Origin of the sequence: Actinomadura chokoriensis, from assembly GCF_039529475.1 — a bacterium.
GTDB classification, from domain to species: Bacteria; Actinomycetota; Actinomycetes; order Streptosporangiales; family Streptosporangiaceae; genus Spirillospora; species Spirillospora bangladeshensis.
This window is the reverse complement of record NZ_BAAAMW010000015.1, coordinates 139,583-155,437: the sequence shown is the minus strand read 5'-3', so window position 1 is coordinate 155,437 and position 15,855 is coordinate 139,583. Positions and strand designations below refer to the sequence as shown.

16 protein-coding genes, 1 pseudogene and 1 riboswitch are annotated in these 15,855 nt (G+C 73.4%); of the genes and pseudogenes, 11 read left to right on the top strand and 6 right to left on the bottom strand.

The features are described 5' to 3' along the window. Positions 1 to 64: 64 nt before the first annotated feature. From ABFX46_RS28475 to ABFX46_RS28465, 3 genes are read right to left on the bottom strand one after another with little or no spacing between them, the layout of a single operon-like run. Positions 65 to 1,270, bottom strand: coding sequence for a hypothetical protein (locus tag ABFX46_RS28475; protein WP_346046795.1), 1,206 nt, complete (start codon positions 1,268 to 1,270; stop codon positions 65 to 67). After that, positions 1,260 to 2,528 carry a hypothetical protein gene (locus tag ABFX46_RS28470; RefSeq protein ID WP_346046793.1) on the bottom strand — a complete coding sequence of 423 codons (1,269 nt, stop codon included), beginning with the start codon at positions 2,526 to 2,528 and terminating at the stop codon, positions 1,260 to 1,262. The genes ABFX46_RS28475 and ABFX46_RS28470 overlap by 11 nt, the downstream gene beginning before the upstream one ends. After that, on the bottom strand, positions 2,525 to 3,289 hold the full coding sequence (locus ABFX46_RS28465; RefSeq protein ID WP_346046791.1) for a P-loop NTPase family protein: 765 nt from the start codon (positions 3,287 to 3,289) through the stop codon (positions 2,525 to 2,527). Before ABFX46_RS28465 ends, ABFX46_RS28470 begins: the two co-directional genes overlap by 4 nt. Positions 3,290 to 3,512: 223 nt before the next feature. Here ABFX46_RS28465 and gap point away from each other — a divergent pair, with 223 nt between their 5' ends. From gap to ABFX46_RS28425, 8 genes and pseudogenes are all read left to right on the top strand, one after another. Continuing rightward, positions 3,513 to 4,517, top strand: coding sequence for a type I glyceraldehyde-3-phosphate dehydrogenase (gene gap, locus ABFX46_RS28460; RefSeq protein ID WP_346046789.1), 1,005 nt, complete (start codon positions 3,513 to 3,515; stop codon positions 4,515 to 4,517). Between the two features lie 86 nt (positions 4,518 to 4,603). Next, positions 4,604 to 5,791, top strand: a complete 1,188-nt coding sequence (locus tag ABFX46_RS28455) for a phosphoglycerate kinase (protein WP_346046787.1) — start codon at positions 4,604 to 4,606, stop codon at positions 5,789 to 5,791. Positions 5,792 to 5,794: 3 nt separating this feature from the next. Next, on the top strand, positions 5,795 to 6,607 hold the full coding sequence (tpiA, locus tag ABFX46_RS28450) for a triose-phosphate isomerase (protein WP_346046785.1): 813 nt from the start codon (positions 5,795 to 5,797) through the stop codon (positions 6,605 to 6,607). A gap of 135 nt (positions 6,608 to 6,742) precedes the next feature. After that, entirely contained in the window at positions 6,743 to 6,985 is a 243-nt protein-coding gene (gene secG, locus ABFX46_RS28445) for a preprotein translocase subunit SecG (protein WP_346046783.1), read from the top strand. A gap of 81 nt (positions 6,986 to 7,066) precedes the next feature. Continuing rightward, entirely contained in the window at positions 7,067 to 7,438 is a 372-nt protein-coding gene (locus ABFX46_RS28440; protein WP_346046781.1) for an RNA polymerase-binding protein RbpA, read from the top strand. A gap of 338 nt (positions 7,439 to 7,776) precedes the next feature. Further along, a complete protein-coding gene (locus tag ABFX46_RS28435; RefSeq protein ID WP_346046779.1) occupies positions 7,777 to 8,247 on the top strand; it encodes an Lrp/AsnC family transcriptional regulator in 471 nt (156 codons plus the stop codon). A 130-nt stretch (positions 8,248 to 8,377) separates the two neighbouring features. Next, positions 8,378 to 9,178, top strand: a pseudogene (locus ABFX46_RS28430) (DMT family transporter); the annotation flags it as partial. Positions 9,179 to 9,270: 92 nt separating this feature from the next. Then, positions 9,271 to 9,357, top strand: a riboswitch (ZMP/ZTP riboswitch). 54 nt (positions 9,358 to 9,411) lie between these two features. Continuing rightward, a complete protein-coding gene (locus tag ABFX46_RS28425) occupies positions 9,412 to 10,683 on the top strand; it encodes a serine hydroxymethyltransferase (protein WP_163063511.1) in 1,272 nt (423 codons plus the stop codon). On the opposite strand, the gene ABFX46_RS28420 is transcribed toward ABFX46_RS28425, so the two are convergent. Continuing rightward, positions 10,680 to 11,462 (bottom strand): class I SAM-dependent methyltransferase, encoded by a 783-nt coding sequence (locus tag ABFX46_RS28420; RefSeq protein WP_346046776.1) that lies wholly within the window; start codon positions 11,460 to 11,462, stop codon positions 10,680 to 10,682. The genes ABFX46_RS28425 and ABFX46_RS28420 overlap by 4 nt on opposite strands. A gap of 116 nt (positions 11,463 to 11,578) precedes the next feature. On the opposite strand from ABFX46_RS28420, the gene ABFX46_RS28415 reads away from it, so the two are divergent. Genes ABFX46_RS28415 through ABFX46_RS28405 form a run of 3 tightly spaced genes read left to right on the top strand, consistent with a single transcriptional unit; the run spans position 11,579 to position 14,314 of the window. Continuing rightward, positions 11,579 to 12,247 carry a carboxymuconolactone decarboxylase family protein gene (locus ABFX46_RS28415; RefSeq protein ID WP_163063507.1) on the top strand — a complete coding sequence of 223 codons (669 nt, stop codon included), beginning with the start codon at positions 11,579 to 11,581 and terminating at the stop codon, positions 12,245 to 12,247. Next, positions 12,240 to 12,833, top strand: a complete 594-nt coding sequence (locus ABFX46_RS28410; protein WP_346046773.1) for a GNAT family N-acetyltransferase — start codon at positions 12,240 to 12,242, stop codon at positions 12,831 to 12,833. The genes ABFX46_RS28415 and ABFX46_RS28410 overlap by 8 nt, the downstream gene beginning before the upstream one ends. A 50-nt stretch (positions 12,834 to 12,883) precedes the next feature. Continuing rightward, positions 12,884 to 14,314, top strand: a complete 1,431-nt coding sequence (locus ABFX46_RS28405) for an NAD(P)/FAD-dependent oxidoreductase (protein WP_346046772.1) — start codon at positions 12,884 to 12,886, stop codon at positions 14,312 to 14,314. Here the strand turns inward: ABFX46_RS28405 and ABFX46_RS28400 are convergent. Continuing rightward, positions 14,301 to 15,068 carry an isocitrate lyase/PEP mutase family protein gene (locus ABFX46_RS28400; RefSeq protein WP_346046770.1) on the bottom strand — a complete coding sequence of 256 codons (768 nt, stop codon included), beginning with the start codon at positions 15,066 to 15,068 and terminating at the stop codon, positions 14,301 to 14,303. The two genes, ABFX46_RS28405 and ABFX46_RS28400, sit on opposite strands and share 14 nt — an antisense overlap. A 42-nt stretch (positions 15,069 to 15,110) precedes the next feature. Next, positions 15,111 to 15,842: an aspartate/glutamate racemase family protein gene (locus ABFX46_RS28395; protein WP_346046768.1), complete on the bottom strand. Its 732-nt coding sequence runs from the start codon at positions 15,840 to 15,842 to the stop codon at positions 15,111 to 15,113. Positions 15,843 to 15,855: the final 13 nt, after the last annotated feature.

The window sequence follows — 15,855 nt, the reverse complement described above, 5'->3', positions numbered from 1 at the left end:
TGGTGTTGCGTGCCCGCTGGTTGTCGTCGGGTCTGTGGCCCGGGGCCTGGTCTTGTCCGCTGGGTTACTTGGGGTTCAGGTCGCCTCTGAGGATCCTGTGGACCAGGTCGTCGCGTAGTTGGCCGTAGCCGGTTTCGGCCCAGACGCTTTGGGACGGGTCCACCTCGAAGTAGGGGACGTCGCGGCCGTCGCGGCGGTCCATGAGGATGTCGGGGGTCTCCTTCGCGCGGGCGGAGCGGGCGCAGTCGCGGCAGGCGTGGACGCGCAGGCGCCGGCGGGAGCCGATGGGGCGCCAGTCGATCTCGGTGGCCGCGTCGCCGTGCAGCGGGTTGAAGAAGCAGAGCGGGCTCGGCGGGATCTCCGGGGCGCCGGAGGCGAGGGCGCGGGCCGAGGCGAGCGCGTCGCGGCCCTGGTCGAGCAGGACCAGGACGCCCGCCAGGTCGGGGATGCCCCGCGCCCGGTCGAGGGTCTTGCCGGCCGCCTGGTAGGCGTCCAGCGCCCTGGTCATCAGCTCGCCGGCGCGTTCGCCGGACGCGGGGACGTCCGTGCCGTCCAGGAGCTCGCCGAACACGATGACCTCGTGGGACGCCTGCTCGCGGAGCTGGTCCTCGCTGGCGCGCTTGGCCGTCGAGAAGACCGTGCGGGGCAGCAGCAGCGCGCTGCCCTCGCGGCGGACGGACGCCATGCGGCGGCGCCGCCACAGGAGGAGTCCCCCGATCCCGGCCACGGTGATGCCCGCGGCGCCCAGCGCGATCGGCAGGACGGGGGAGCCGTCGTCGTCCCGTGTGCCCGGGTTTTCGAGGCCGCGCTCTTTGGCGCGCTTGTCGATCGCCGCCGTCTGGCGGTCGTACTCCTTCTTGGCGTTGCCGGACAGCATCAGGTCGGCGATGCGGTCCAGGCGGCTCGTGACCGACGCGTCCCGGTAGGCGCGGTCGAAGGAGACGGCCCAGGCGGCCTTGCGCGCGTCGTGGTCGCCGCCGAACTCTTTCGCGCGCAGGTCGTCGCCGATGGTGCCGAACGTGATGTAGACGCCGTCCCGGCCGAGGTTCGCGTGCACGACCGTGACCAGTTGGTCGTCGTCGCTCCACGTCCCGCCCTTGACCAGCGGGACGAGGACGACGAACACGGGCACGGGGAGCTTGGCGAACTTGGCGATCAGGCGCTTGCGCTCGGCCTCCGGCACCGCGGAGGCCAGCGACGGGTCGACGTAGAAGGGGGAACGCCGCAGCTCCGCGGCCAGCCGCGCGCCGGGCGACGGTTCACTCGACACCGAGGTACTCCTGGATGCGTGGGATCGGGTCGCCGTCGGCCCCGAATCCGGTGTCCTTCCAGACCCCGGGGACGGCGTAGTGCGGGAGCGGCCCGTCCGGGCCCGGGACCTTCAGCGTCCGCTCGTCCAGCGCCCCCGGGGGGCGGCCGGCGCACGCGGAGCAGACCGGGCGGCGCTTGGAGCGGGTGCCGCCGAGCTGCATCTTCCGGCGCTGCGCCGAGGGGCCGTGCAGCGGGTTGACGAAGCACGGAGGGGGCGGTTGCGCGGTCTTCCCGGCGAGCGCCGCCCGGCCCAGCCTGGCCAGGACGATCGTCCCGGCGAGGTCGAGCGCCCGGTCGGGGTCCTCGCCGGCGTCGTCGTAGAGGATCTGGGCGACGTCGTAGGCGGACACCGCGTAGGCGCGGCCGGGGTTGTCCGCGGCCTCGGGCAGCAGGTCGCGCAGCCGGTCCAGTTCCTTGCGGCCCGTGCGGCGCAGCCATTTCACCGAGGGTTCGGCGGGGGCGCCGGAGTCCGTCTCGACCGCTCTGCTCGCAGGGCGGGGACGGGGCGTGCGGCGCCGGTACGCGGCGGCGCCCAGGCCGAGCCCGTACAGGGTCGCGCCGGCGAACGGGCCGGCGAGCAGCAGTCCGGTGAGGAAGGGCGCCTTGGTCTCCGGCTCGTCGAGCCGCAGCTCGTGCTCGGCCCCCCACGGGTCGGGCGAGCTGTACAGTCTCGGGCTGCGCGGGGACGTGGACGGTGCGGCGGCGATGAGCCCCAGGCGCCTGGTCAGCCGGCCGGCCAGGTCGTCGAACCGGCGCTCGCTGTCGGCGGGCCGCTCGGTGCTCTCGTCATCGAGGTCCCACAGCCGCCGCGGCACGTTGAACCCCTCCTCCTCGAACCAGGCCGAGGAGCCGACCATCAGGTAGAGGCCGTTGCGGCCGAGCCTGTCATGGAGCCAATGCAGGAAGACGTTGTCCCTGCCGTCGCTCTCCGAGCCGGTCTTGTTCGGAATGACCACCACGTAGACGGGCGTGCCGAGCGCGGCGGCCGCCGAGTCGATCGCCGCCCGGACGCGGGCGCGTCCGGGCTCGTCCAGCGCGGCGGACATGTCGGGGTCGACGAACAGGGGGTCCTCGGCGAGCGCCGCCGCCACTCTGTCCAGCCGGTGCTGCGCGTAGGACGGGACGGGGATCGGCTCCTTCGCGGCCGCCGGGACGGCTGCGAGCAGCGGCGCGACGAGCGAGAGGGCCGTGATGACCAGGATCCGGGTGATGTTCACCGGCGCTTCTCCCGCTTCTTGGCCCGTGCGTTCTTCGCCCGCGCCGTCTCCATGCGCTTGGCACGGGCCCGCTCCGCGCGGGTCGCCGATCTCCGCCGCAGACCCATCAGCAGGAGCAGGACCGTGACGCCGCCCAGCGCCGTGCCGGCGGCGAACATGCTCCATTCCTTGCGGCTCGCCTCGCGCTCCGAGCGGTCGCGGGCGTCCAGCGCGATGCGGACCTTCGACTTCGGCCGCGGGCCCGCGTTCTCCCGCCGCTCCGCGGCGTGCCCGGACAGGGCGATCTCGACGAACCGCTCGATCGTGGCGACCGCGCCGGCGTCGGTGGGCAGCTCCGAGGACGCGGCGTACATCGCGTCCTTCACCGGCAGTGTCGTGGCGCCGTACTGGACGGCGGAGAACCCCGTGCTCGTCGGGTCGGCCACGATGTAGAGGCCGGGGCGGTTCAGGCTGTCATGGATCAGCGGGACCAGATCCTCGGTGGAGTACCTCTCCACGAGCATGGCCGGTGTCACCGCGACGTAGACGGGCACGCCCAGCCGGGCGACCGCCTTCCGGATCCGGTCGGCCGCGTCCTCCGGCAGCGCCCGCGGCGCGTGGTCGGTGACGTAGACGGGGTCGCGGCGGAGTTCGGCGGCGAGGTGGTCCACGCGGCCCACCGGCTTGGCACGTTCCGGCGCCGCCGCCGCGGCGGCCGCGGCGGGCGGCGGCAGGCATGCGAGCAGCGCGCCGACCATCAGGACAAACCACCCGCGCCACATGGTGGGGGAGTGTAGTGATGATCGGCCGGCGCCGTGACCGGGGGCCGAGCGCGGGGAATCCCCCGGCGGGGGGAGGCGGGGTTCCCCCGTGAAAACCCACGCGACCGGTGTCGGGCTACTCGCGGGTCATTGGATAGGGTCGAAGGCGGGGGAGAACCCCGGATCCACCGCAGTTAACAGTCCGGCCCGCGCCGGGCGATACGACGTGAGGGAGAGCCGTTCCGTGACCATCCGAGTAGGCATCAACGGTTTCGGCAGGATCGGCCGCAACTTCTACCGCGCGGTGAAGGCCAGCGGAGCCGACATCGAGATCGTGGCGGTCAACGACCTGACCGACAACGCCACGCTCGCCCAGTTGCTCAAGTACGACAGCATCCTCGGCCGCTTCCCCGAGGACGTGCGCGCCACGGCCGACGAGATCGTGGTGGGCGGCAAGGCGATCAAGGCGTTCGCCGAGCGCGACCCGGCCAACCTGAAGTGGAGCGACGTCGGCGCCGACATCGTCGTGGAGTCCACCGGCTTCTTCACCGACGCCACCAAGGCCAAGGTGCACGCCGACAACGGCGCCAAGAAGGTGATCATCTCGGCGCCGGCCAAGAACGAGGACGTCACCCTCGTGCTCGGCGTCAACGACGACAAGTACGACCCGGCGCAGCACACGGTGATCTCCAACGCCTCCTGCACCACCAACTGCCTGGCCCCGCTGGCGAAGGTCCTGCACGACAACTTCGTCATCGAGAAGGGCCTGATGACGACGGTGCACGCCTACACCCAGGACCAGAACCTCCAGGACGCGCCGCACAAGGACCTGCGCCGCGCCCGCGCCGCCGCGCTGAACGTCGTGCCGACCTCCACCGGTGCCGCCAAGGCGATCGGCCTCGTGCTGCCCGAGCTCAAGGGCAAGCTGGACGGCTACGCGCTGCGCGTCCCGGTGCCGACGGGCTCCGCCACCGACCTCACCGTCAACGTGTCCCGCGAGGTCACGGTCGACGAGGTCAACGACGCGTTCAGGGTCGCCGCCGAGGGCGCGCTGAAGGGCTACCTCACCTACACCGAGGACCCGATCGTCTCCAGCGACATCGTCACCGACCCGGCGTCCTGCATCTTCGACTCCGGGCTGACCAAGGTCATCGGCGACCAGGTCAAGGTCGTCGGCTGGTACGACAACGAGTGGGGCTACTCCAACCGCCTCGTCGACCTCGTCAAGCTCGTCGGCTCGCAGCTGTAACCGAAGCCGTCGCCGCCGTGGCCGCGGCGCCCCGGGCGGGGCGCGCGGCCACGGCTCGGCCGTGTACGGAAGGACATCGCATCCCGATGCGCACCATTGACGATCTCGACGTCGCCGGAAAGCGGGTGCTCGTCCGCGCGGACCTCAACGTCCCGCTGCAGGACGGCGCCATCACCGACGACGGGCGGATCCGGGCCAGCCTCCCGACGATCGAGGCGCTGCGGGCCAAGGGCGCCAAGGTCATCGTCTGCGCCCACCTCGGCCGTCCCAAGGGCCAGGTCAAGCCCGAGTTCTCGCTGGCCCCGGTCGCGCGCCGGCTCGGCGAGCTGCTCGGCACGGACGTGGCGTTCGCCTCCGACGTCGTCGGCGACTCCGCCCGCGCCGCCGCCGAGGGCCTCGCCGACGGCGGCGTCGCGCTGCTGGAGAACCTGCGCTTCGAGCCGGGCGAGACCAGCAAGGACGACGCCGAGCGGGGCGCGCTCGCCGACCGGCTGGCCGCGCTCGCCGAGGTCTATGTCGGGGACGGGTTCGGGGCCGTGCACCGCAAGCACGCCTCGGTGTACGACGTGCCGCAGCGGCTCCCGCACGCCGCGGGCGGGCTGATCACCGCCGAGGTCGCGGTGCTGAAGAAGCTCACCGAGGACGTCGAGCGCCCCTACGCGGTCGCGCTCGGCGGCTCCAAGGTGTCCGACAAGCTCGGTGTGATCGACAACCTGCTCGGCAAGGCCGACCGCATCCTCATCGGCGGCGGCATGGTGTTCACCTTCCTGAAGGCGCAGGGCCACGAGGTCGGCAAGAGCCTCCTCGAAGAGGACCAGCTCGACACCGTCCGCGGCTACCTGCGGCGCGCCGAGGAGTCGGGCGTCGAGTTCGTGCTGCCGGTCGACATCGTCGCGGCCGCCGCGTTCGCGGCGGACGCCGACCACGGGGTCGTCGCCGCCGACGCGATCCCGGCCGACCGGCTCGGCCTCGACATCGGCCCCGAGTCCGGCAAGCTGTTCGCCTCGCGCCTCGCCGACGCCCGGACGGTCTTCTGGAACGGCCCCATGGGCGTGTTCGAGATGGAGCCGTACTCGCACGGCACCCGCGCCGTCGCGCAGGGCCTGATCGACTCCGGCGCGTTCACCGTGGTCGGCGGCGGCGACTCGGCCGCGGCCGTCCGGCAACTCGGCTTCGACGAGGCCGCCTTCTCCCACATCTCGACCGGCGGCGGCGCCAGCCTCGAATACCTCGAGGGCAAGACGCTGCCCGGCCTGCAGGCCCTGGAGGACTGACCGATGGCCCCCGCGACCCCTTCTTCCGGTAAGCAGAGCGGCCGCAAGCCGCTGATGGCCGGCAACTGGAAGATGAACAACGACCATCTCGAGGCGATCCGGCTCGTCCAGAAGCTGGCGTTCACGTTCAAGGACGCCGACTACGACGCCGTCGACATCGCCGTGCTGCCGCCGTTCACCGCGCTCCGCTCCGTGCAGACGCTCGTGGACGCCGACAAGCTCCGGCTCGAGTACGGCGCGCAGGACGTCTCCCAGCACGCCTCGGGCGCCTACACCGGCGAGGTCTCCGCGGCCATGCTCGCCAAGCTCGCGTGCCGCTACGTCGCCGTCGGGCACTCCGAACGCCGCCAGTACCACGGCGAGGACGACGCGGTCGTCAACGCCAAGGCCAAGGCCGCGCTCGCCGCCGACATCACCCCGATCCTGTGCGTGGGCGAGGGCCTGGAGGTGCGCAAGGCGGGCGAGCACGTCCGGCACTGCCTCGGCCAGCTCGACGGCGGGCTGGAGAAGATCCCCGCCGCCCAGGCGCGCCGCACGGTGATCGCCTACGAGCCCGTCTGGGCCATCGGCACCGGCGAGGTCGCCACCCCGCAGGATGCGCAGGAGGTCTGCGCCGAGATCCGGACGCGGCTCGCCGAGCTGTACGACGGCGGAGTGGCCGACGAAGTGCGTATCCTGTACGGCGGTTCGGTCAAGGGCGGCAACGTCGCCAAGCTCATGGCGCAGGACGACGTGGACGGCGCCCTGGTGGGCGGTGCCAGCCTGGATCCGGGAGAGTTCGTCAAGATCTGCCGGTACCGGGATCTCCCCGTCTGATCAAAACTGATCAATTCTGCGTGAACTGGGGGTTCTTGCCGAACCAGCGGGTTGTTCGTCGTACCCTTCGTAGCTGACGGGTAAACCCGCCCGGCCGACCCTCCGTCCCCGACCTACAGACAAAGGCGTTGAAGAATGATCATCGCATCGTCCATCGTGCTCATCGTCACGAGCCTGCTGATGGTGGTCCTCGTCCTGATGCACAAGGGCAAGGGCGGCGGACTGTCGGACATGTTCGGCGGCGGCGTGTCGTCGTCCCTGGGCGGGTCGTCCGTGGTCGAGCGCAACCTCGACCGGCTGACGGTCGGCGTCGGGGTGCTGTGGTTCGCCTCGATCGTCGTGCTGGGGCTGCTGTTCAAGCACAAGGGCGTCGGCTGACCGACCCGTCTGACACATGCGATCACCGCGCCGTCCCAGGAGGTCACGGACGGCCGCGGAACACCGAGCGAGGAGTTATCCGTGGGTAGTGGCAACGCGATTCGGGGCAGCCGTGTCGGGGCCGGTCCGATGGGAGAGGCGGAGCGCGGCGACGCCGCCCCCCGCGTCTGGGTGACCTTCTACTGCGCCAACCGGCACGAGACCCGCCCCAGCTTCGCGACGGACGTCGCGGTCCCCGAGACGTGGGACTGCCCCCGCTGCGGGTTCCCCGCCGGCCAGGATTCGGAGAACCCCCCGGCGCCGCCGAAGACCGAGCCCTACAAGACGCACCTCGCGTACGTGAAGGAGCGCCGCAGCGACGAGGACGGCGAGGCCATCCTGGAGGAGGCCCTCGCCAAGCTCCGCGAGAAGCGCGCCGCGGTGAAGCAGGCCATGCAGGCCGCTGCGAGGTGACTTCCGGGGGGCGACCCCCTGGAACCCCCGTCAGCGACGCAGGCGATCCTCACGCCGCCGTTGCGGTCCTCGTGCCCGTGACGGCGGCGCGGCGTCGCTGCGGCCGCCCGCGTCGCCGGGCATGCCCGCTGCGCTCGCAGGGCTCGCTCCGCGTGCCTGCCCGTGGTCCCGTGGTCGAGGTCCAGTCCAAGAGGGCTGGGCCTCAGCCGTTTTCGGGGGTCGGTTGTGTCTTCGGGACTTGTTCGGTGAGGGACGAATAATGTTCGGGGTGAGGGGCTTTCGGGCGTGGTTCGCGTGCGGGAGTTCGGCTTCGGGCGGTCGGTTCGGGAGGGGTACCGGTGGACGCGGTCGATCAGGCGATCCTGCGGCGGTTGCAGCGGGACGGGCGGCAGACCAACCGGGAGCTGGCCGAGGCGGTGGGGATCGCGCCGTCCACGGCCCTGGAGCGGACGCGGGCGCTGCGGGCCAGGGGTGTCATCACCGGGTTCCACGCGGCGGTCGACTTCGAGCGGCTCGGGCGCGGGGTGCAGGCGCTGATCTCGATCCGGATCCGGCCGCAGTCGCGGGAGGCGATCGAGTCGGCGCGGGACGGCATGGCCGCGATGCCCGAGGCCGTCGGGGTCTTCGTCGTCACGGGCAACGAGGACCTGCTGGTGCACGTGGCCGTCCCGAGCACCGCGTACCTGCGCGACTTCGTGCTCGACCGGCTCGCGCGGCGCAAGGAGTTCGTGGACGTGCGGACGACCGTCGTCTACGACTACGTCCAGCCGGTGGAGCAGGCCGAACTTCCGACGCCTGACCGGCGCTGACGCCGAACGTCCGGCAGTGCATCGCTCAGATGGCATGGCGCAGCCGAACAACTGACGCCGCTGCTTCCCACGACCGAACGAACCACGGCTGAACGAGAACGAATCCGCAGATCCTTCTAGCTTCGGTCGTATGGATCGACGAAGCAATCTGTCCGGGTCGCTGCTCGTGCTCGCGGCCGGGGTGCTCTGGGGGACGGTCGGGCCCGCGCAGGTCCTCGCCGGGCCGGACGCCGGTCCGGTGGCGGTCGGCGGGGCCCGGATCCTCTCGGGCGGGGTCGTCCTCGCCGCGCTGGTGCTCGCGGCGGACCGGCGCGCGTTTCTCTCGCTGGGGCGGCGGGCCCGGGGTCCGGTCGCGGCGGCCTCCGCGGCCACGGGGGTCTTCCAGGCGGCGTTCTTCAGCGCGGTCGACCGCACCGGGGCCGCCGTCGCGACGGCCGTGGTGTTCGGGCTGGCGCCCGTCTCGACGGGGCTGTGCGAGCGGCTCGTCCTCGGCACGCGGCTCGGCCGCCGGTGGTGGGCCGGGACGGCGTGCGCCGTCGGCGGCGTCGCGCTGCTGATGGTGCCGGGGTCGGCCGTCCACGTCGACCCGGCGGGCATCGGGCTGAGCCTCGTGGGCGGGACGTGCTTCGGCGTCTACACCGTGTCCGCCAAGGTCCTCACAGGACGGAACGCGGGCATGGCCGCCGCCGTGTCGGTCACGCTGCTCGCCGGGGGAGCGGCCCTGCTGCCCTGGACGGTCGCGGAACTGCCGGCCCTCGCGGAGCCGCGGTCGGCGGTGCTGGTCGCCTGGCTCGGGATCGCCGCGACGGCGGCCGCGTACATGTTCTTCGTCACCGGGCTCGGCGGGGTGGCGGCCGCGACCGCCGGGACACTCAGCCTCGCCGAGCCGCTGGTCGCGGCGGCGCTCGCGATCGCCGTCCTCGGCGAGCGGATGTCGGCGCCGGTCGCGGCCGGGTCGCTGCTCCTGCTGGGCGGGCTGTTCGTCGTCTCCGCCCCGGCGCGGGCGCGGACGGCCCGATATGATGGCGCGCACGTGACTGGCGCAGTCAAGGTGGAGACGACCACCGGGGAGCGAAACTAGTCCGCACGCCGCGCGCCTGGGTGTACGGGTCCCCTTCGCCGGGGCGCCCGAAAGTCCCGGCGCGAGCAGCGCGGAGGCTCACGATGCACCAACCGCCCGTCCCCCATCTGCAGGACCGGGATCCCGAGATCGCCGGGCTGGTCGAGGCCGAGGCCCGCCGCCAGTACGAGAAGCTCCGGCTGATCGCGTCCGAGAACTACGTCTCGCCGGCGGTGCTGGAGGCCACCGGGTCGGTCCTGACGAACAAGTACTCCGAGGGCTACGCCGGCAGGCGGTACTACGAGGGCCAGCAGAACATCGACCCGATCGAGCTGCTGGCGATCGAGCGGGCGAAGGAGGTGTTCGGGGCCGAGCACGCCAACGTCCAGCCGTACTCGGGGTCGCCCGCGAACCTCGCCGTCTACATGGCGTTCCTGGAGCCAGGCGACCCGGTGATGGGGCTGTCGCTGCCGATGGGCGGGCACCTCACGCACGGCTGGTCGGTGTCGGCCACCGGCAAGTGGTTCCGGCCCGTCCGCTACGACGTGCGCGCCGACACCGGGCGGGTCGACCTGGACCAGGTCCGCGACCTGGCGCTGAAGGAGCGGCCGAAGCTGATCTGGTGCGGCGGCACCGCGATCCCCCGGACGATCGACTTCCCCGCGTTCGCGGAGATCGCCCGCGAGGCCGGCGCGGTGCTCGCCGCCGACATCGCGCACATCGCCGGGCTGATCGCGGGCGGCGCCCACCCGTCCCCGATCGGGCACGCGGACGTGGTCACCACGACCACGCACAAGACGCTGCGCGGCCCGCGCGGCGCGATGATCCTGTCGACGGCCGAGCACGCGAAGGCGGTCGACAAGGCGGTCTTCCCCGGCCTGCAGGGCGGCCCGCACGACCACACGACCGCCGCGATCGCCGTCGCGCTGAAGGAGGCGGCGCAGCCGGACTTCGCCCGGTACGCGCGGCAGATCGTCGCGAACGCGCAGGTCCTGGCCGCCGCGCTGGTCGACCGCGGCTACGACCTGGTCTCCGGCGGCACCGACAACCACCTCATCCTGATCGACCTGACCAGCAAGGGGGTCGCCGGCAAGCCCGCGGCGCAGGCCCTCGACCGCGCCGGGATCGAGCTGAACTACAACGCGGTGCCGTTCGACCCGCGCAAGCCGTTCGACCCGTCCGGGCTGCGGCTCGGCACCGCCGCGATCACCACCCGCGGGCTCGGCGAGGAGCACATGCCGCAGATCGCGGAGTGGATCGACGAGGTCGTGCAGGGCACCGCCAAGCAGGACGAGGAGGTCGCCGGCCGCGTCGCCGGGAAGATCCGGGAACTGCTCGCGTCCTACCCGATGCCGGGCTGGGCGCCCGCGCCCTAGGCGGGCCGCAGGATCGTGATCATGCGCCAGGCTTCGGGGTCGGTGAGGGCCACCGTGTCCTCGCCGACCCCGAAGTCGCCGTACTGGGCGACGGTGCCGAGGCCGCCGGCGAGGTGGATCGCGGCGTCCAGCTCGGTGGCGGTCCAGAAGCGGTAGGGGACGACGTCGCGGATCACCCGCGTGCCGTCCCCGTCCGTGATCGTCATCGTGACGTGGTCGTCGGCGATCTGGGTGACGGGGTCGAGCCGGTCGGACGGCTCGCCCCACCGCACGCTCGCCCGGACGCCGCCGCGCTCGACCGTCCAGCCGGTGCTGACGCTCGGGTCGTCGCCGAGCCGGTCGCGGGGGTGCGACATCTCCACGACGTAGAGGCCGCCCGGCGACAGGTGCGCGGCGACGCGGCGCAGGTGCGCCACGAACGCGTCGAGCGTCATGAGGTGGGACGTCGAGTCGAGCATGGTCACGACGAGGTCGAACCGGCGGCCCAGGTCGAACCGGGTCATGTCGTCCTGGACGATCTCCACCTCGACGCCGGCGCGCCCGGCCTCGCGGGCGGCGTGGGCGCACATCTCCGGGTTCAGGTCGAGCGCCGTCGCGGCCAGCCCGCGCCGCGCGAACTCGCGGGCGTGCTCGGCCGGCCCGGCGGCCAGCTCCAGCACGGTCGCGGGCTTCGCGTCCAGCCCGGCGCACCAGCCGAGGAGCGCGTCCACCTCCGCGGGCACGTCGCGGAACGAGCACGCCAGCTCGTATGCCCAGGGGTCGTCGTAGATGCCGCTCACCCGGCCATCCTGCCAGCGGCCGCGTGTCACGCGACCGCCACGTCACCCTGTGCCCGCGGTTTCACATTCCGGACCGGGGGTTGAGCCGCCCGCGCCGACCGCCTAGCGTTCGGTAAGTGATCGACCCCGTGAGCGGTGAGCACGTCAACGACCGACCTCGGCGCGGCCCGTCCCCGACCCGGCTGCCGCTGCTGCTGCCCGGTTCGCTGAGCGACGAGCAGCGCGCCGTGTACGAGGCGGTGACCGGCGGCCCCCGCGCCGAGGGCCGCACCCCGCCGTTCGGCATGGCCGACGACATCGGACGGCTGCACGGCCCCTTCAACGCCATGCTCTACAGCCCGTCCGTGGGCCTGCCGCTGCAGGACCTCGGGGCCGCGCTGCGGTTCCGGACCGCGTTCACCAAGCGGGAGCGGGAGATCGCCACGCTGGTCGTCGCCGCGCACGCCCGGTCCGACTACGAGTGGTACGCGCACGAGCGGATCGGCCGCCGGCACGGCCTCACCGACGCGGAGATCGACGCGCTGCGCGACGGCCGCGCGCCGCTGCTCGGCGACGTCCGCGAGCGCGTCGTCCACGAGGCGGCGCGGCAGCTCGCCACCGAGGGCGACCTCGCCGACGCCGTGTTCACCGAGGCGGTCGCGACGCTCGGCCGGGCCGCCGTCGTCGAGTTGGTCACGCTCGTCGGCTACTACCAGGCGCTGGCGCTGCAGCTGCGGGTGTTCCGGGTCGGCCTCCCCGACGGCGAGGACGCGCCCGGGTGGCCGCCGGAGGACGCGGATGAGTGAGGTGCTGCGGACGGTGCGGCTCGCGCTGCACCCGGTCTCGATGCGCGACCACCGCGCGCTGCTGACCCACTGGACGGGCCCGCTCGTCCGCCGCCACCTCTTCGACGACCGGATGGTCACCCCCGTCCAGGTCAGCGAGATCATCGAGGCGAGCGAGCGGGACTTCGCCACCGAGGGCTACGGGCTGTGGGGGCTGCGCCCGGCCCGCTGGTCCGCCGGGATCGACGCGGCGGGCGCCGCGTCCGGCGATCCGCTGATCGGCGTCGCCGGGCTCGGCCACCACGAGGGGCCGCTCGGCCGGGGCGCGGACGTCGAGATCCTCTACAGCCTGGAGCCGGACCACTGGGGGCAGGGCCTCGCCGCGGAGGCGTCCCGCGCGGTGCTCGACTACGCGTTCGGGGTGGTCGGCGTGCACCGGATCACCGCCGAGATCGACATGGCCAACACGGCGTCGGCGGAGATCGCGCTCCAGCTCGGGATGCGGCGGTGGCGGGACGGCCCGTCCGGCCCCGACGGCGCCGCCTACTACGCCGCGGACCGCTCCCGCTGGATCGGATCCCGTCGAATCATCGACGCCGTCCCATAGAATCCGTCGCCATCTGTTGATTTCGCTACGGAATACAGCAGTATGTGCGCATGAGCTCCTCCTCTGGCCGGGCGCCCCTCGCGGACGGCTTCGCTAACGGCGGCGTCTCGTTCTGGTACCGGGCGGCCGGGCGTCCCGAGCCGGGCCCCCGGCTCCCCGGGCCGCGCACGGCGGACGTCTGCGTCGTCGGTGCCGGGTACACCGGCCTCTGGACCGCCTACTACCTCAAGCGCGCCCGCCCGGACCTGCGGATCATCGTGCTGGAGCGCGAGTTCGCGGGGTTCGGCGCGTCCGGCCGCAACGGCGGCTGGGTGCTGGGGGAGATCGCCGGGTCGCGGGAGCGCTACGCGGCCCGGCACGGCCGCCCCGCCGCGATCGCGCTGCAGCGCGCCATGTTCGAGGCGGTGGACGAGGTCGTCCGGGTCACCGCCGCGGAGGGCATCGACGCCGACCTGGTGAAGGGCGGCGTGCTGCACGTCGCCCGCAACGCCGCCCAGCGCGCCCGGCTCGCCGCCATGGTCGACGAGGCCCGCGCCTGGGGCTGGACGGACGGCGACCTCGTCCCGCTGCCCGCCGCCGAACGCGACGACCGGCTCCGCGTCGAGGGCGCGACCGGCGCGGCGTGGAGCCCGCACTGCGCCCGCGTCCAGCCCGCCGCCCTCGCCCGCGGCCTCGCCTCGGTGGTCCGGGGGCTCGGCGTGGAGATCTACGAGGGGACGCCGGTCGTCCGGATCAACCCGCGGCGCGGCGGCGCCGCCTCCGCCGTCACCCCCTGCGGCACCGTCACCGCCGACTACGTGCTGCGCGCCACCGAGGGCTTCACCGCCGGGCTGCCCGGCCACCGCCGCGACTGGCTCCCGATGAACAGCTCCATGATCGTCACGACGCCGCTGCCGGCCGCGGCCTGGAAGGAGATCGGCTGGGAGCGCCGCGAGCTGCTCGGCGACATGGCGCACTATTACATGTACGCGCAGTGCACCGCCGACGACCGCATCGCGTTCGGCGGCAGGGGCCGCCCCTACCGGTACGGGTCCCGAATCGACGACGGCGGCCGCACCGACCCCGCCACGGTCGACGCCCTCTGGGCGATGCTGACCGCGATGTTCCCGGCCGCCGGCGAGGGGCGGGTCGACCACGCCTGGTCGGGCGTCCTCGGCGTGCCGCGCGACCGGTGCTCGACCGTCGTCCTCGACCACGCGACCGGGCTCGGGCACGCGGGCGGGTACACCGGGCACGGCGTCGCGACCGCGAACCTCGCGGGCCGCACCCTGCGCGACCTCGTCCTGCGCGAGGACACCGCGCTGACCGCGCTGCCGTGGGTGGACCGCCGCGTCCGCCGCTGGGAGCCCGAGCCGCTGCGCTGGCTCGGCGTCCACGCGATGTACGCGCTCTACCGGGCCGCCGACGCCCGCGAGTCGGCCTCATCGTCGGCGGCGACGTCCGCCCTGGCCCGCCTCGCCGACCGGATCACCGGTCACTGACCAGCCGCTGGACGTCCCCGTACGAGGGCGCGGGGCGGTCGGCGTCCGCGCCGGTGACGCCGAGGGCCGCCGCGACGGCGGCCTGCAGCGCCTTGCGGAACGGCAGCGACCCGGTGCTGACCCGGTGCACGCCGAGCCGCGCGAGCCGCTCGTACTCGGTCTTGCCCGGCAGGTACAGGACGTTCAGCGGCACGTCCGCCGCCTCCAGCACGGCCCGGATGTCGGCGTCGTCCACGATCCCCGGGACGAAGACCCCGTCCGCGCCCGCCGCCGCGTAGGCGCTCGCCCGCCGCAGCGTCTCGTCGCGGTCGGGGTCGCCGAGCCAGAACGTGTCGGTGCGGGCGTTGAGGAACACCTGCGGCGCGGCCCGCTTCACGGCGCCGATGACGGTCAGCTGGTGGTCGAGCGGCGCGAGCGTCCCGTCGGAGCGGCCGTCCTCCAGGTTGATCCCGGCGATGCCGAAGGAGGCCAGCTCGGTGACGAGCTCGGCGACGTCGGCGGCCCGGTCGGAGAACCCGCCCTCGATGTCGACGGTGACCGGCACGGGCAGCCGCGACAGCGCGCGGGCCAGGGCGAGGGTCTCGGCGCGCGTGTCGCCGGTGGCGTCGGGTTTGCCGGCCGCCGCCGCGACGCCGAGGCTCGTCGTCCCGACCGCGGGGAACCCCGCCTGCACCAGCGCCGCGCCGCTCGCGAAGTCCCACGCGTTCGGCAGCACCAGCGGGCGGTCACCGCGGTGCAGTTCCCGGAAGTCCATCGTCGTCCCCCTTCTCGGCGGTCACTCTAGGTCTGCCCCGTTTCACCCCTGGTCGAAATGTCCGCCGCGCCAGGTGGGCAGGGGACGGCGGCCCACGGCCGCGTCGAAGGCGGCGCGGGCCAGCAGGCGGGTGGAGTCGAGCGTGGGCAGCGGCGACACGTCGGGCGTCACCAGCAGCGGGATCTCGGTGCACACGAGCGCGACGGCGTCGCAGCCGCGCTCGGCGAGCCGGCTGATGATCTTCACGTACGCGCGGCGCGACTCCTCGGTGACGACGCCGTTGACCAGCTCGTCGAAGATGATCCGGTTGACGGTCTCCCGGTCGGCGGCGTCCGGGACCTCGGCGGCGATGCCCCGCGCGGCCAGTTCGCGCGGGTGGACGGGGCCGTCCATCGTGTAGCGGGTGCCGAGGACGCCGACGCGGGTGCGGCCCTCGCGGGCGGCCCGGTCGGCGACGACCCGCGCGATGTGCAGGCCCGGGAGCGCCAGGTCGTCGCCGGGGCGTTCGAGCGCCAGGTGGGCGGTGTTGTCGGGGCAGACGAAGAAGTCGGCGCCCGCCGCCGCGAGCCGCCGGACGCTCTCGGCCAGGACCGCCCGGACCGCGTCGTGGTCGCCGGCCTCCCAGGCGGGCATGCTGCGGGCCAGCGCGATCAGGTCGAGCGTCACGTCCGGGTGGTCGTCCGGGCCCAGTTCGCGGAACCCCTCCTGGCAGAAGGTGCGGAAGCACAGCGCGGCGCCCTCCGCGCTGTGGGCCAGGATGCCGAGATGCCTCATGGCACCGACATTA

What these genes read in the sequence shown, in the direction of transcription:
- ABFX46_RS28465 (WP_346046791.1), bottom strand. Translation starts at nt 3,289, where the DNA reads ATGTGGCGCGGGTGGTTTGTCCTGATGGTCGGCGCGCTGCTCGCATGC.
- ABFX46_RS28455 (WP_346046787.1), top strand. Translation starts at nt 4,604, where the DNA reads ATGCGCACCATTGACGATCTCGACGTCGCCGGAAAGCGGGTGCTCGTC.
- tpiA (WP_346046785.1), top strand. Translation starts at nt 5,795, where the DNA reads ATGGCCCCCGCGACCCCTTCTTCCGGTAAGCAGAGCGGCCGCAAGCCG.
- secG (WP_346046783.1), top strand. Translation starts at nt 6,743, where the DNA reads ATGATCATCGCATCGTCCATCGTGCTCATCGTCACGAGCCTGCTGATG.
- ABFX46_RS28425 (WP_163063511.1), top strand. Translation starts at nt 9,412, where the DNA reads ATGCACCAACCGCCCGTCCCCCATCTGCAGGACCGGGATCCCGAGATC.
- ABFX46_RS28410 (WP_346046773.1), top strand. Translation starts at nt 12,240, where the DNA reads ATGAGTGAGGTGCTGCGGACGGTGCGGCTCGCGCTGCACCCGGTCTCG.
- ABFX46_RS28405 (WP_346046772.1), top strand. Translation starts at nt 12,884, where the DNA reads ATGAGCTCCTCCTCTGGCCGGGCGCCCCTCGCGGACGGCTTCGCTAAC.
- ABFX46_RS28400 (WP_346046770.1), bottom strand. Translation starts at nt 15,068, where the DNA reads ATGGACTTCCGGGAACTGCACCGCGGTGACCGCCCGCTGGTGCTGCCG.
- ABFX46_RS28395 (WP_346046768.1), bottom strand. Translation starts at nt 15,842, where the DNA reads ATGAGGCATCTCGGCATCCTGGCCCACAGCGCGGAGGGCGCCGCGCTG.